This window comes from Chlorobium sp. N1, assembly GCF_004332115.1.
Lineage (GTDB): Bacteria > Bacteroidota > Chlorobiia > Chlorobiales > Chlorobiaceae > Chlorobium.
This window is the reverse complement of record NZ_SJPA01000001.1, coordinates 65,879-79,025: the sequence shown is the minus strand read 5'-3', so window position 1 is coordinate 79,025 and position 13,147 is coordinate 65,879. Positions and strand designations below refer to the sequence as shown.

The window sequence follows — 13,147 nt, the reverse complement described above, 5'->3', positions numbered from 1 at the left end:
CAAACTGCTTAGATGGATTTTTTCGGGGTAATGATGGTGACTTTCGGTCTCGAGGGCTTTGCGCCTTCCGTTGCGTTCGAACCATTGGCTGAGGGCGCCGCGGGTGCCGGTTCGGCGGGCTTGGAGCTGATCTTGAGCGGGATGACCTGTTTCTTCGCCGGCGCTTTGGCCGCGCTTTTCCTGAACTCGATGGCCGTGGCCTTGGGGCTGCCGGCGGGCTTTTTCTTGTGATGGAGCCGGGCTTCGTCGAAGAGCTGCTGGAAGGCCGATGCCGCGCCTTTTGCATCGAGGGTGCGGGAGTAGTATTCCTCGTCGTCGAGGATGTCGCGGCGGAACTCGAAGTCGGTGGCGCCGAGCATCATGCGGATCATCCTGCGGCTCTCGCCCATGTCGCCCTTCGAGTCGATCTGGGTTACCGCCTTGGCGTTCAGGGTGGTGATGGTCTGGCCGGAGGCGTCTTTTTCCTCGAGCAGGCCGAAGGTGACCTGGATCTTCATGCCGAGGAGGGCGAACGAGGTGACTTCGGTGCTGATGACGGTCATGCCCCCGACGGCGGTCTTGTGGTTGCGGAGCATCCAGCCGAGCCAGTGGTCCGTCTTGGTGGAGATGAACTCGGCGATCTCCGAGGCTTTCCTGGTGTAGCGGCGAACCTTGAGCTCGCTGAATTCCGGGTTTTCCGACGTGTGGGTCGCGTTGCCGGTCAGGCCGTGGTAGGCCTTTGCGAACTCGGTCTTGAAGGGGATGAAGTCAAGCAGATCCATGGTGGTTGGCCGATTTATTGATTGTCGCTGCTGCGCATGGTGCTCGTTGCCAGCTGGCCGCAGGCCGCGTTGATCGAGGTGCCGTAGCTTTTCCTGAGGGTGACCTGCGCTCCCGCATCCTGGAGTATGCGGCGGAACCGGTCGCGCGCTTCGTCGTAAACTGGCTCGAATTTTATATTAACGATAGAATTATAATCAATCAAATTTATTTTGCAGAAAAAGCCGGAGGCGTAGGCCAGGAGGCGCTTTGCGTCCTCCTCCGAGTCATTGACCCCCCTGAGCAGCATGTAGGCGAGCGTGACCGGTTCGCCGGTTTTCGAGGCGTAGCGGGCGAGCGATTTCCTCAGCCGGTCGAGGGGGTGCTCCCGGGCCGCTCTGGCCATGAGCGTCTCGCGTTTGCGCTGGTCGGCGGTATGGAGCGAGACGGCGAGCTTCGTCTTCAGCCCCGTTTCGGCGAGCCGGTCGATTTCCGGGATGATGCCGACCGTCGAGATGGTGATCCTGCGCTGCGAGGTCGAGTAGCGGTACTTGCGGCTGCTGAGGTTCTCGACCGCCTCGATGACGTTCCGGGTGTTCAGGAGCGGCTCTCCCATCCCCATGAAGACCACGTTCGAGAGGGCGGCCTGCGAGCCTCTTTGTTCGAGCATGTCCGAGAGCGCCCATACCTGTGCGCAGATCTCCCCTGCGCTGAGGTTGCGGCGGTAGCCCATCTTCCCGGTTGCGCAGAAGGAGCAGTTGAACGGGCAGCCGGCCTGCGATGAGACGCAGGCGGTCAGCCGGCCCCTGCCGGGTATCAGCACGCTCTCCACCCGTTCTCCGTCGGGGAGGCGGAGGAGCAGCTTCTCCGTCGTGCCGGGCTCGTCCCCCTCGAAGCGTTCGGCGGTTTCGTCGTGCTTTTCGGTTTCGAGCGGCCGGATCGAGTAGGCCTCGTCGAGTTTCCGCCGGAGCTCGAGGCTGAGCGTGGTCATCTCGCTGAACGAGCCTATGCGGTGGCTTAAGAGCCACTGGTGGACCTGCCTGGCGCGCCAGCGGGGCTCCTGCAGGGCTTCGAGGGCCGCTTCGAGCTCGTCGAGGCGGAGATCGAGGATGTTGGGGCGTTCTTCGGCCATTCGGCTCGGCTCCGGGGTTGGGTTCGGGGTGTCGAGCAGGGAATATAGGATTCCCCGCAGCCATGGCGAAATCCCTCCCTCACCCGCTCAGCGTTTTCCCCTCTCTGTAGTTGTTTGTGTGGGGCAAAAAAAGTACTTTGTCGCGAAAAGTTTTACGAACACGAAAGCGTCCGTTGCCCGAGCAGATGAAAGAGAATGCCCCCAAAGAGCAGCCGGCTGCCGATTTCAACCACCGCCGGATCGACAAGCATATCCATGCCCGGATCCGCTTTGCCGCGCTCTCCTATCTCCTTGCCGTCGGCAAGGCTTCGTTCGTGGAGATCCGCGACAGCATCAATGCCACCGACGGGAACCTTTCCGTCCATATGCGCAAGCTCGAGTCGGCCGGCTACATCAGCTGCGACAAGGGCTTCCAGTCCCGCAAGCCGCATACGATCTACAGCATCACGGGTGAGGGGCGCGAGGCGTTCCGGAAGTATCGGGAGGACATCGGATCTTTCCTCTCTCCGGAGTTCAGTCTCCAGTCGGCATGAGGCGAAGTGTTGAGGGGGTTTCAGTTCGGGATGAATAAGCGACCGTATTTTGTTATTGCCAATGTTACCGCAAACCGATGATTTTACCTGAACATGGTCGGACCCTCAGTGGTGCCGACTGGTCTCTTTTGATGGATGTGCTGCTCGACGCCCGACATGTGGTGCTGACGACCCATGAGAACTCCGACGGCGACGGCCTCGGTTCCGAGATCGCCCTTGCCCTCGTGCTCAGGGAGCTCGGCAAAGAGGTCACCATTTTCAATCCGACCCCGGTCCCGCCCAACTACCGCTTCCTCACGGAGCTTTTTCCCATCGTCCATTTCGACGGCAGCGACGAGGAGAGCATCCAGGAGCTTTCGCTTGCCGACGTTACCGTACTGCTCGACGCCAATCTCCGCGACCGCATGGGCTCCCTCTGGCCGCATGTCGCGTTCGCCAAGGAGCTGGGTTCGATGCAGCTGCTCTGCATCGACCACCACCTCGAACCGGACGATTTCGCCGATCTCATGGTCTGCGAATGCTACGCCTCCTCGACCGGAGAGCTGATGTACGATCTCCTGAAGGCTATCGGCGAACGGCTCGAGCGCGACCTCTTCACCCGCGAGATCTCCCAGGCGCTCTACGTGGCGGTGATGACCGACACCGGCTCGTTCCGCTTCCCCAAGACCAGCCCCTATGTCTATTCCCTGGCCGGAGACCTGGTCTCGCGCGGAGCCGACGCGGCCCTGGCCTACGACCGCATCTACAACTCGCTCACGCCCGAGGCGCTCAAGCTGCTCGGCCTGGCCCTCACCTCCATCACCATTCTCGACGAGGGACACATTTCCTGGCTCTTCATTTCGCGCGACATGCTGAAAGAGACCGGCAGCAAGCTGTTTGATACGGACCTTATCGTTCAATATCTTCTCAGCGTCCCCTCGGTCCGCATCGCCGTGCTCATGGTCGAGATGCAGGACGGGCGGACGAAGGCGAGCTTCCGTTCCCGAGGCAGGGTCTACGTGAACCAGCTGGCCAAGAAGTACGGCGGGGGAGGGCATATGAACGCGGCCGGATGCCTCTTCCAGTTCTCTTCCGACAAGGCGCAGCAGGTCCTGCTCGAGGACGTTCGCGCCTTCCTGAAAAATCCCGAATCGTTCAACTACTGAAACCAACAGCAGGACCGATCATGAAAACAGCCGTAACCATCACCGAGCTTTTCGATCTCGACGCAGACCTTCTCGTGCTCCCCTTCGCCAGCGAGGGCCTCAGGAAAAAGGCCTCGGCGGCGCTCGAGGCCGCAGGGCTTTCCGACGCCCCGCTGAACGACTTCAAGGCGTCCGTGGGCGAGACCATGGTGCTCTATCCCCGTTCCGGGAAGATCCGGGCCTCACGCCTGATGCTCGTCGGCACCGGCGAGGCGAAGGGGTTCGACGACTGGCACCGTGCCGCCTCGGCCGCCGCTTCGATGGCCGTCGATCTCGAGGCCTCGAGCGTCGTCTTCGACCTTCCCGCCCCTGCCCCCAAGGCCGGGACCGGCATGGAAGCGCTCGCTGAGGCGGTCGTCGAGGGTGCGCTCTTCGGCGCCTACCGGTTCGAACGCCTGAAGAGCGGCAAGCTCGACAAGGAGAAGAAGAAAACGGCTGCGAAAGGCAAGGCGAAGCCGGCTGAGAAGGGCATCCAGACGCTCACGCTCAGGGTTCCCGCCTCGGCCCTTGCGGCGGCCGAGACGGGCATGGCCGCCGGCATGGCGGTCGGTTCGGCCCAGCTCATGGCCCGCGACCTCGTCAACCTGCCCGGCAACTACCTGCAGGCCGAGGATATCTCGAAAGCGGCCGTCGACTCCGGCAAGCGGTACGGTTACTCGGTGACGGTGCTGCGGAAGAAGGAGATCGAGTCGCTCAGGATGGGCGGGCTCATCGCCGTCAACCAGGGGAGCGTGAACCCGCCGACCTTCACCGTCATGGACTATACGCCGAAGAAGAAGGCGAAGGCGACCATCGCCCTCGTCGGCAAGGGCGTCACCTTCGATTCCGGCGGCATCTCCATCAAGCCTTCCGAGGGGATGGGCGACATGAAGTCCGACATGGCCGGCGCGGCCGCCGTTATCGGCGCCGTCGAGGCGGCAGCACGCCTCTCGCTTCCTGTCCGCGTCATCGGCCTCGTGCCGGCGACCGACAACATGCCGGACGGCAACGCGCAGAAGCCGGGCGACGTCATCACCACCTACTCGGGCATTACGGTCGAGGTCGGCAACACCGACGCCGAGGGCCGGCTGATCCTGGCCGACGCCCTGACCTATGCGAAGCAGAAGTACAGCCCCGACGTCATCATCGACCTGGCCACCCTCACCGGCGCCTGCATCGTCGCCCTCGGCTACCAGGTCGCCGGCCTTTTCAGCAACGACGACAAACTCGCCGCCTCGATCGAGTCGGCAGCCCTGGAGACCGGCGAAAAGGTCTGGCGCCTGCCGCTCTGGGAGCTCTACGACGAGCAGATCAAGTCGGACGTCGCAGACGTCCACAACACCGGTGGGCGCGGAGCAGGCACCATTACGGCGGCCAAGTTCCTCGAGAAGTTCATCGACGGCCACGGGAAGTGGGCCCATATCGATATCGCCGGCCCCTCCTTCCCGGCCAAGGGCGCCTCGAAGGTCAACGGCGGATCGGGTTTCGGCGTGCGCCTGCTCGTCGAACTCCTCCGCAAGTGGGCCTGAGCCTCCTGTCCCCCCGATGAGTACCTTCCGCGGGCCGGTCCTGATCGTTCCGGGAGTCCTGTTCTGGGACTCCCTGTACGAAGGCATGCGCCTGGCGCTTGCCGGGCGCATGCCGTTGGAGCGGATCGAGATCGCCCCTGTCGGCTTCGGCGACTGGGTCGGCTTCCCACCCTCTCCCGAGCGCTCGACCAACCGCGTGATGAAGGTGATCGACCGCTCGCTCGAGCGTCTTGAAGAGCGCTTTCCCGGCGAGCAGGTCACCATCGTCGCCCACAGCGGCGGCGGAACGGTCGCCATGGTCTACCTGCTCGAAAAGCCTTTCCAGGGGGAGGTCTACCACCGGGCCCGGCAGGTCTCGCGCCTCGTTACCCTCGGCACCCCCTTCCATACCCACGAGCAGTACGCGAAGCTGAAGACCGATTTCATCGAGCGGCATCTCACGCCGGAGTTCTTCCGCCGCATTCCGGTCGTCTCCGTCGTCAGCGACAAGTACCGCGGTTCGATGCAGGGAGGCTTCACCGAAAAGATGTGCCACATGTTCTACCGCAGTACCTGGGGGGACGGCGATGCGTCGGGCGACGGCATCGTGCCGGCCGAAAGCTGCCGTCTCCAGGGAGCCCGGAACGTCCTTATTCCCGATGCCGAGCACCTGCCGACACCGCACACCCGATGGTACGGGACTCCGGAAGGCGTCGCCCAGTGGGCCGGGTGGCTTGACGACGACGGATCGGTGGCGTAGGCCGGGAGCCGAAAAGAGTGGATCTTTTTTTGACAAGCCGTCGAAAAATGCTAAAATCATAACCCGCCGTCCGGAAAGGATCGGCCTGTTTTTATATAACCAGACGCCTCTGTAATGAAAATAACCATATTCGGATCAGGCTATGTGGGCCTCGTGACCGGTGCATGCTTCGCCGAAGTCGGCAACGACGTGCTCTGCGTCGATATCGACCAGGACAAGATCAAGCGCCTGCAGGAGGGACACATCCCGATTTACGAGCCCGGTCTTGAAGATATCGTCATCGAGAACAGCCGTGAAGGGCGACTGCGCTTCACGTCCGACATCGCAGAGGGCGTAGGGTTCGGCCTCTACCAGTTCATCGCCGTCGGCACGCCTCCCGACGAGGACGGCTCCGCCGACCTCCGCCACGTGCTCAGCGTCGCCGAGAGCATCGGCAGCCATATGCAGGAGTACCGCATCGTCATCAACAAGTCGACCGTGCCGGTCGGAACGGCAGACCTCGTGCGCGAGAAGATCTCCTCGGTCCTTGCCGACCGAGCTGCCGCCATCGATTTCGACGTCGTCTCCAACCCCGAGTTCCTCAAGGAGGGCGACGCGGTCAATGATTTCATGAAGCCCGAGCGCATCGTCGTCGGCGTGGACAACCCCCGCACCAAGGAGCTGCTCCGCTTCCTCTACTCGCCCTTCAACCGCAGCCATGAGCGGTTCCTGGCCATGGACATCCGTTCGGCCGAGCTGACCAAGTACGCGGCCAACGCCATGCTGGCCACCAAGATCAGCTTCATGAACGAGATCGCAAACATCTCCGAGCGCGTCGGCGCAGACGTCGAGGCCGTGCGCCGCGGCATCGGCTCCGATTCCCGCATCGGTTTCCCCTTCATCTATCCCGGCGTCGGCTACGGCGGCTCCTGCTTCCCGAAAGACGTGCAGGCGCTCGAGCGTACCGCGCGCAAGTACGAGTACAACTCCCGCATCCTGCAGGCGGTCGAAGCGGTCAACCACGACCAGAAGCTGAGCATCGTGGGCAAGATCAAGGCCCACTTCGGCGGCGACCTGAACGGCCGCACCCTGGCAGTCTGGGGCCTTGCCTTCAAGCCGAACACCGACGACATGCGCGAAGCGCCGAGCCGCGTGGTGATGGAGGCGCTCTGGAAGGAGGGCGCTTCGGTCAGGGCTTACGACCCCGTTGCCATGGAGGAGGCGGAGCGCATCTACGGCCGCAAGGACGGCCTCTACTACGCAGCGAACCCCGAGGACGCCGTCAAGGGTGCCGATGCGCTCGTGGTGCTGACCGAGTGGATGGTCTTCCGCAGCCCGGACTTCGAGATGGTCAAGCGCGATCTCTCCTCGCCGGTCGTCTTCGACGGACGCAACATCTACAACCCCGAGTTCATGGAGCAGTCGGGCTTCACTTACTACTCCATAGGGCGCCTTCCGAGAGGTATCTGAGCCTTCGGGTTGCAGCGAATCGATATGCAGGAACGGTCCTCCTCGTGAGGGCCGTTTTTTTTATGTCCGGCCGAAGGCTTCCGGTAGGTGCAGAAGGGGGCCGTTGCCGTGGCCGAGCCTCCATCCGGCGCCATGCCGAATTGCAGCGGTGGTGTAGGCTTTCGCCTGTCGGACGGCCTCCTCCATCGTTTCACCCTTCGCCAGGAGTGAAGCGATGGCCGAAGAGAGCGTGCAGCCGGTGCCGTGGGTGTTGGGGCTCTCGATCCGTTCGGCCGTGAACCACCGCACCACCCCTTCGTGCAGGAGGCAGTCGCTCGAGCTGGGACCTTCGGCGTGCCCGCCCTTGAGGAGGACGGAGCGGGCGCCGAGCGCCAGGAGCGCCCGGGCAGCCGCCTCGACCTCCTCCTTGCCGGAGGGGGGGGCCGGCAGCCCGAGGAGTGCCGCAGCTTCGGGCAGGTTCGGGGTGACGAGGCCGGCCCGAGGGAAGAGCCGCTCGATGAAATATGCCCGGACCTCTTCGTCTAGGAGCGCGGTGCCGCTCGAGGAGCGAAGCACGGTGTCGAGGACGACGGGGGTTCCTGCCGGAAGCTCCGTGAGCAGCTCCGAGACCACCCGGACCGTCTCGCGGTTGCCGAGCATGCCGATTTTGACGGCGTCGATCGCGATATCGTCGTAAAGGGCCCGGAACTGCTCCCTGAGGCACGCTTCCCCGAGTTGATGCACCGATGCCACTTCGCGGGTGTTCTGCGCTGTAACGGCCGTTATGAGCGTCAGTGCGTGGCAGCCGAGCGCCGCCGCGGTCTTGATGTCCGCCTGGATGCCGGCGCCGCCGCTTCCGTCCGATCCGGCGATGGCGAGGATGGTGGGGTAGCGTTTCATCCCGCTTCCCCCTTCATGGCCGCAAGGAGCCGCCGGCTCGCTTCCTCGGGGTCCTCTGCTTTCGTGACGGCCGATATGACGGCGATGCCGGAGGCTCCGCGGCGCATCGGTTCATGGGCGTTCTCGAGGGTGATGCCGCCGATGGCGATGAGCGGAATGCGGAGCATGCGGACGGCTTCGTCGACGGCGTCCGGGCCGAGCGGCGGGTAGCCTTTCGTTTTCGATCCGGTGGGGAAGATGTGGCCGAACCCCACGTAATCGGCTCCTTCGCGCTCCGCCTTAAGGGCTTCGGCAGCCGACGAGGTCGATGCGCCGACGATCTTTCCCGCACCGAGCAGCTTTCGCGCTTCTCCGACCGGGAGGTCTTCCTGGCCGAGGTGCACCCCGTCGGCGCCCGTTGCGAGGGCGACGTCGAGCCGGTCGTTGATGATGAAGAGCGCTCCGGCCCTCCGGCAGATGGGCAGGAGCGCGTCGGCGAGCCGGCAGAGCTCCCTTCCGCTGGCATTCTTGCGCCTGAGCTGAAGCATGTTCGCTCCTCCCTTGAGGGCGCGCTCCGCCATTGCAACCGGGGGGGTCTCCAGGTCGGTGATGAGGCAGAGAATGGGGTCTTTCTGTGGGTTCATCCTGTCGTGCGGTGAATGGTTTCCAAGATCGAACGAAGCCGTTCGGGCTCCGAGAAGAGGCTGATGGCGGCGATTCCCCAGGCGCCGCACTCCATGCACTCCGCAACGCGTTCGAGGGTTATCCCCCCGAGGGCGTAAACGGGGATCGTTACGGCGCGGCAGGCCTCCCTCAAGGCAGCGGTCCCCTGCGGCGGCCCGTAGCGGCGTTTCGAGGGGGTGTCGTAGACCGGGCTGAAAAAGAGGTAGTCCGCGCCGGCGGCTTCGGCTTCGAGGGCTGTGTCTGTGGAGTGCACGCTCCGGCCGCAGAGGAGTTTGGGGGCAACGGCCCTCAGCCGTTCGAGGGGGCAGGCCTCCTCCGGCAGGTGCACGCCGTCGAGCCCGGCGGCCTGCGCGATGTCCAGGCGTTCGGTGACCAGGAGGCGGGAGCCGGCCGGAAGCTGCTCCCTGCGTGCTTTTTGGGCCAGAGAGAAGAGCTCTCTTCCCTGAAGCCGTTTTTCGCGGATGAGCACCATGCAGGGCGGCCCTCCTGCCATGGCCCGGAGGGTCTCCGGAATCGCGTTGCCTCCTGATCCTTCGCTGATCACAACTAGGCGGGGCAGGGGAGCGGCTGTGGCGGCGGTAGCCTTCATGCAATCGTCTCGACTTCTTCTTTGATATTTCTCCGACTATAAATAATTTAGTTCCTAAAACCAACCGGAGCTTTCTCCGGGTAACCCTTTTGCTCAAGGAGGTATGAGTCATGGGCGCCATAGAACAGTCTCTCGCCGACCTCGGCCTCCGGCTTCCTCCCCCTTCGGCAGCGTCTCCGCTGTATGCTCCGGCCCTGGCTTCGGGAGGCTATGTCTACACTTCCGGGCAGCTTCCCCTTGCCGATGGCTCCCTGGTTGAGCCGGGTGGCCGGGGCAGGGTTTCCGATTTCCTTGTCGAGGATGCCGCCCGGGCTTCCCGTATCGCCCTCCTCAACGCGCTTGCCGCCATTCGTTCCGTTACCGGTTCGCTCGACGCCGTTACCCGCGTCGTAAGGCTGGTGCTTTATGTCGCCAGCGAACCGGATTTCCATGGCCAGCATCTGGTCGCCAACGGTGCTTCATCCCTTCTTCACGACATCTTCAAAGAGCGGGGGAGTCATGTCCGCAGCGCCGTCGGCGTTGCTGCACTTCCTCTTGAGGCGAGTCTCGAACTCGAGCTTGTCGTCGCATACAACTCTTCCTGCACGCACACCAAGTCAAGAAAGTAACCCGGATCTCCTCGGGTTTAATGTGACTTGGAATCACCGCCGTCAACTGTATATCCGGTATAGTCAGCCGATCTAAGGGTCGGCTTTTCTCTTGTTTCGAAAAGGGATGCCGATCCGATTCATACTGCTTGTAATGTGCCACTGTTATTGGTGTTGGGTTGCGCTTAAACTGTCTATAGGTCAGTCTTTGGTGCAGGCACTTTCGCTGTTTTTGTTTTGAGTTGTTGTTTTCATTAATGGATTGAGTCGTTTTTCTGTCAGGAGTTCTTAAATTTTTGTAAAAAAAGAGCTTGTATTAGTTTGGGTAAAGTTCTTGTTATCTTTTTGTGGTTGGTTTCTTGCTTTGTTGCGATTTGTGTTCCTGTCTGTTTTGTTCTCGTTTGTCTTGGCTGTGTATTGTATCTGTTGGTTTTTCTTGTCTTATGTTCTGGCTTTTTATTTTGGTCTTGTGGTGTTTGTTTTGTTCCTTGATGGTGCTGATCTGCTTTCTTGTTTTGTTCGGACTCTATTTCTTGGCATTTCTTGTTTATTCTTGCTCTTTCCGGTTCTATGTTCTTCTTTCTGCCGCTCGATTTCTCCCCTCCCCTGTTCTTTCCTGTGTGTCGCTGCCTTGCTTTGCATGATGTCTGTGTCCTGGTTTTGGGCGGGGACGTGTTTCGGCTTATCTTTCATTCAAGCATTGCTTGATGCGGTTGTGATGCGTCTTGCGATAGCTCTTTTTGCTGTGTTGTCATTGTCATTAATCGTGCCTGCCCATGTCCCGTATCCTGACCATTCTGATGATGCTTGTCGTCCTTGCTTTCGGTGTTTTTCTCGGGAGCAGGATGGGGGGGGAGAGTCCCGCCCGGTATCGGGAGCAGAAGAAAATGACGGAGGCCTATGAGCTCATCAAGGCCTTCTATGTCGACGATGTCGCAGGCGACAGCCTTGCTGGTGCAGGCATTCAGGGTATGGCCGAATACCTCGATCCCCATACGGTTTATCTCGCGCCCGAGAAGGCGGCCTACTCCCAGGCGGAGTTCGACGGCAACTTTGACGGCATCGGCATCGAGTATGATGTGATCAACGATACGCTGCTCGTCGTGACCCCGCTTTCCGGAGGGCCGAGTGCGGCGGTGGGCATCGCTCCGGGAGATCGTATCATTGCGATCGATTCCGTCTCCTGCATCGGGATTTCGCGCCAGGATGTCATGCGCAAGTTGCGCGGCAAGCGCGGGACTCAGGTGATGCTGAATGTCTACCGCCCGTTGTCCGGCAAGAGTTTCGATTTTCTTGTCACGAGGGGGACGATTTCCACTTCGAGCGTTGACGGAGCCTTCATGCTCGATGGCAGGAACGGCTATATCCGCATCAGCCGGTTCATGGCTACGACCGCCGACGAGTTCCGTTCGGCTCTTGACGGCCTGAAGAAGGCCGGTATGCAGCGGCTCATCGTTGATCTTCGGGGCAATCCCGGCGGGTTCCTCGAGCAGGCCGTGCAGGTGGCCGATGAGTTCCTCTCCGACGGACAACTTATTGTCTATACCAAAAGCCGGAATGTTTCCGAGGACGTCCGCTACGTCGCCCACTCGGGTGACGGCTATGAAAAGGGTGATCTCGTGGTGCTCGTCGACAAGGGGAGCGCTTCAGCCTCTGAGATCCTTTCGGGTGCACTGCAGGACAACCATCGAGCTCTCATTGTCGGCGAGCTGACCTTCGGCAAGGGGCTCGTGCAGCGCCAGATGCAGTTTTCCGACGGATCGGCGCTCCGCCTGACGGTTTCACGATACTATACCCCCTCCGGACGTCAGATCCAGAGGCGGTATGTGAAGGGGGAGGGAGGCCGAGACCGTTATTATCATGAGTCCCTGGCCAATATCATGCCCGGGAAACTCTTTAACGACCCCGATAGTTTACTCTACCGGAAAACCAGTGAGGTATCCGTTTACAGGACCGCACCGCTCTACGGGGTGCTTGCTTCATACAAGGGGAAATTCCCGGAGGATCGGGAGCATCTCAAGGCTCTTGCCGCCGCGGGAGGCGTCATTCCCGACTACTGGGTCGCCGGAAGGCCTTACACAGACTTCTATCAGGACCTCTACCGTTCGGGACTTTTCGAGGACATCGCCATCAAGATCCTCGATGACCCGAAGAGTTCGGTACAGGCCTATCGGGGGTCGCTTGAACGCTTCATCTCCTCCTACGAGGGGGACCCGAGGCTGGAGTCCCTGGTGAGGAGGTCCTGCCGGTCGAGAGGTGTGGCTTTCGATGTTGCGGCATTCCGCCGTGACCGACAGTATATCGCCCTTGCCGTGAAGTCGCGCATCGCCCATCAGCTGTTCGGCTATGAAGGGCAGATCAGGGTCTTCGTTTCCGGTCCTGATCCTGTGGTCCGGCTTGCAGAAGAGCTGCCGGTCGGGCCTTGAACGGGGTTGCCTTGCATCATTCTTCACCCTTAACTGCCATCCACATGCCGTCACTGCTTGAAAAGATCAATAACGAGAGCTGCACCCTGCGGCTGAAAAACGACTGGCTCAAGATTTTTACCTGCCCCGTCCCCAGTTCCGACTTCCTCTCATTCGTCGGCGTCGCCGAGATCGACGCTTCCCGGGATGCCGTGCTGGCGCTGCTCTACGATATCGAGTCGGCGACCGAGTGGGTATGGAAGACCGACGAGATGCGCCTGCTCAAGGAGCTTTCCGAAGAGGACGGCCGGGTGGTCTACCAGAGGGTCAGCGCCCCCTGGCCGGTGAGCGATAGAGAGATCATCAGCCGTTCGCAGGGGTTCATGGACCCCGCGACAGGCGAGGCCTACATCAGCATCGAGGGCCTGCCCGACTTTCTTCCTCCCGACAGCCGCTACGTGCGGGTTCCCCGCCTGACCGGCGCATGGAACATCACCCCTCTCGGCCAGGAGCGCTGCCGGGTGGTCTTCCGGCTCCATGTCGAGCCCGGAGGAGAGATTCCCTCGTGGCTCGCCAACATCGCCGTGATCGATACGCCCTATCATACCCTCTGCAACATGAAGGAGATGGTGAAGCGCGAAAAGTACCGCACGCCTGTCGATGCGCCTTTCAAGGAGTCTGCGGGATCTGTCGTCCGCAATTATGAGGAATTTATTTCCGCCTGAAGTGTTATTTTGCCTT

General features: G+C 61.5%; 14 protein-coding genes. 8 read left to right on the top strand and 6 right to left on the bottom strand.

What is annotated here, in order from left to right:
- Positions 1 to 8 precede the first annotated feature (8 nt).
- Together E0L29_RS00340 and rlmN are read right to left on the bottom strand one after the other, a co-directional pair.
- Positions 9 to 761, bottom strand: a complete 753-nt coding sequence (locus E0L29_RS00340; protein ID WP_131353398.1) for a hypothetical protein — start codon at positions 759 to 761, stop codon at positions 9 to 11.
- 14 nt (positions 762 to 775) lie between these two features.
- Positions 776 to 1,870: a 23S rRNA (adenine(2503)-C(2))-methyltransferase RlmN gene (gene rlmN, locus E0L29_RS00335; protein ID WP_131353396.1), complete on the bottom strand. Its 1,095-nt coding sequence runs from the start codon at positions 1,868 to 1,870 to the stop codon at positions 776 to 778.
- 185 nt (positions 1,871 to 2,055) lie between these two features.
- Here rlmN and E0L29_RS00330 point away from each other — a divergent pair, with 185 nt between their 5' ends.
- The 5 genes from E0L29_RS00330 to E0L29_RS00310 all read left to right on the top strand — a co-directional run bounded on the left by E0L29_RS00330 (position 2,056) and on the right by E0L29_RS00310 (position 7,283).
- Positions 2,056 to 2,403 (top strand): transcriptional regulator, encoded by a 348-nt coding sequence (locus E0L29_RS00330; RefSeq protein ID WP_131353394.1) that lies wholly within the window; start codon positions 2,056 to 2,058, stop codon positions 2,401 to 2,403.
- Between the two features lie 77 nt (positions 2,404 to 2,480).
- Positions 2,481 to 3,548, top strand: a complete 1,068-nt coding sequence (locus tag E0L29_RS00325; RefSeq protein ID WP_131353392.1) for a bifunctional oligoribonuclease/PAP phosphatase NrnA — start codon at positions 2,481 to 2,483, stop codon at positions 3,546 to 3,548.
- A gap of 20 nt (positions 3,549 to 3,568) precedes the next feature.
- Positions 3,569 to 5,095: a leucyl aminopeptidase gene (locus E0L29_RS00320; RefSeq protein WP_131353390.1), complete on the top strand. Its 1,527-nt coding sequence runs from the start codon at positions 3,569 to 3,571 to the stop codon at positions 5,093 to 5,095.
- A 16-nt stretch (positions 5,096 to 5,111) separates the two neighbouring features.
- Positions 5,112 to 5,834 (top strand): alpha/beta fold hydrolase, encoded by a 723-nt coding sequence (locus tag E0L29_RS00315; protein WP_131353389.1) that lies wholly within the window; start codon positions 5,112 to 5,114, stop codon positions 5,832 to 5,834.
- A 114-nt stretch (positions 5,835 to 5,948) separates the two neighbouring features.
- Complete coding sequence (locus tag E0L29_RS00310) at positions 5,949 to 7,283, top strand: UDP-glucose/GDP-mannose dehydrogenase family protein (protein WP_131353387.1); 1,335 nt, start codon at positions 5,949 to 5,951, stop codon at positions 7,281 to 7,283.
- Between the two features lie 60 nt (positions 7,284 to 7,343).
- Here E0L29_RS00310 and thiD read toward each other — a convergent pair whose 3' ends face one another.
- The 3 genes from thiD to E0L29_RS00295 are packed head-to-tail and all read right to left on the bottom strand — an operon-like array spanning position 7,344 to position 9,414.
- On the bottom strand, positions 7,344 to 8,162 hold the full coding sequence (thiD, locus tag E0L29_RS00305) for a bifunctional hydroxymethylpyrimidine kinase/phosphomethylpyrimidine kinase (RefSeq protein WP_131353385.1): 819 nt from the start codon (positions 8,160 to 8,162) through the stop codon (positions 7,344 to 7,346).
- Positions 8,159 to 8,785 (bottom strand): thiamine phosphate synthase, encoded by a 627-nt coding sequence (thiE, locus tag E0L29_RS00300; protein WP_131353383.1) that lies wholly within the window; start codon positions 8,783 to 8,785, stop codon positions 8,159 to 8,161. Before thiE ends, thiD begins: the two co-directional genes overlap by 4 nt.
- Entirely contained in the window at positions 8,782 to 9,414 is a 633-nt protein-coding gene (locus tag E0L29_RS00295; protein WP_131353381.1) for a thiamine phosphate synthase, read from the bottom strand. The genes thiE and E0L29_RS00295 overlap by 4 nt, the downstream gene beginning before the upstream one ends.
- 110 nt (positions 9,415 to 9,524) lie before the next feature.
- Between E0L29_RS00295 and E0L29_RS00290 the strand changes: the two genes are divergently transcribed.
- Positions 9,525 to 10,022, top strand: coding sequence for a RidA family protein (locus tag E0L29_RS00290; RefSeq protein ID WP_131353379.1), 498 nt, complete (start codon positions 9,525 to 9,527; stop codon positions 10,020 to 10,022).
- Positions 10,023 to 10,457: 435 nt separating this feature from the next.
- Here E0L29_RS00290 and E0L29_RS00285 read toward each other — a convergent pair whose 3' ends face one another.
- Positions 10,458 to 10,643, bottom strand: a complete 186-nt coding sequence (locus E0L29_RS00285; protein ID WP_131353377.1) for a hypothetical protein — start codon at positions 10,641 to 10,643, stop codon at positions 10,458 to 10,460.
- Positions 10,644 to 10,777: 134 nt separating this feature from the next.
- Here E0L29_RS00285 and E0L29_RS00280 point away from each other — a divergent pair, with 134 nt between their 5' ends.
- Both E0L29_RS00280 and E0L29_RS00275 read left to right on the top strand, forming a co-directional pair.
- On the top strand, positions 10,778 to 12,427 hold the full coding sequence (locus E0L29_RS00280; RefSeq protein WP_131353375.1) for a S41 family peptidase: 1,650 nt from the start codon (positions 10,778 to 10,780) through the stop codon (positions 12,425 to 12,427).
- A gap of 44 nt (positions 12,428 to 12,471) precedes the next feature.
- Positions 12,472 to 13,131, top strand: coding sequence for an START domain-containing protein (locus E0L29_RS00275; protein ID WP_131353373.1), 660 nt, complete (start codon positions 12,472 to 12,474; stop codon positions 13,129 to 13,131).
- The last annotated feature ends 16 nt before the right edge of the window (positions 13,132 to 13,147 follow it).

Bases quoted from the DNA above. Each gene is read 5' to 3' on its own strand.
- E0L29_RS00330 (WP_131353394.1), top strand. From the start codon at position 2,056: ATGAAAGAGAATGCCCCCAAAGAGCAGCCGGCTGCCGATTTCAACCAC.
- E0L29_RS00280 (WP_131353375.1), top strand. From the start codon at position 10,778: ATGTCCCGTATCCTGACCATTCTGATGATGCTTGTCGTCCTTGCTTTC.
- E0L29_RS00285 (WP_131353377.1), bottom strand. From the start codon at position 10,643: ATGCAAAGCAAGGCAGCGACACACAGGAAAGAACAGGGGAGGGGAGAA.
- E0L29_RS00320 (WP_131353390.1), top strand. From the start codon at position 3,569: ATGAAAACAGCCGTAACCATCACCGAGCTTTTCGATCTCGACGCAGAC.
- E0L29_RS00315 (WP_131353389.1), top strand. From the start codon at position 5,112: ATGAGTACCTTCCGCGGGCCGGTCCTGATCGTTCCGGGAGTCCTGTTC.
- E0L29_RS00295 (WP_131353381.1), bottom strand. From the start codon at position 9,414: ATGAAGGCTACCGCCGCCACAGCCGCTCCCCTGCCCCGCCTAGTTGTG.
- rlmN (WP_131353396.1), bottom strand. From the start codon at position 1,870: ATGGCCGAAGAACGCCCCAACATCCTCGATCTCCGCCTCGACGAGCTC.
- thiE (WP_131353383.1), bottom strand. From the start codon at position 8,785: ATGAACCCACAGAAAGACCCCATTCTCTGCCTCATCACCGACCTGGAG.
- E0L29_RS00275 (WP_131353373.1), top strand. From the start codon at position 12,472: ATGCCGTCACTGCTTGAAAAGATCAATAACGAGAGCTGCACCCTGCGG.
- E0L29_RS00290 (WP_131353379.1), top strand. From the start codon at position 9,525: ATGGGCGCCATAGAACAGTCTCTCGCCGACCTCGGCCTCCGGCTTCCT.
- E0L29_RS00310 (WP_131353387.1), top strand. From the start codon at position 5,949: ATGAAAATAACCATATTCGGATCAGGCTATGTGGGCCTCGTGACCGGT.
- E0L29_RS00340 (WP_131353398.1), bottom strand. From the start codon at position 761: ATGGATCTGCTTGACTTCATCCCCTTCAAGACCGAGTTCGCAAAGGCC.
- E0L29_RS00325 (WP_131353392.1), top strand. From the start codon at position 2,481: ATGATTTTACCTGAACATGGTCGGACCCTCAGTGGTGCCGACTGGTCT.
- thiD (WP_131353385.1), bottom strand. From the start codon at position 8,162: ATGAAACGCTACCCCACCATCCTCGCCATCGCCGGATCGGACGGAAGC.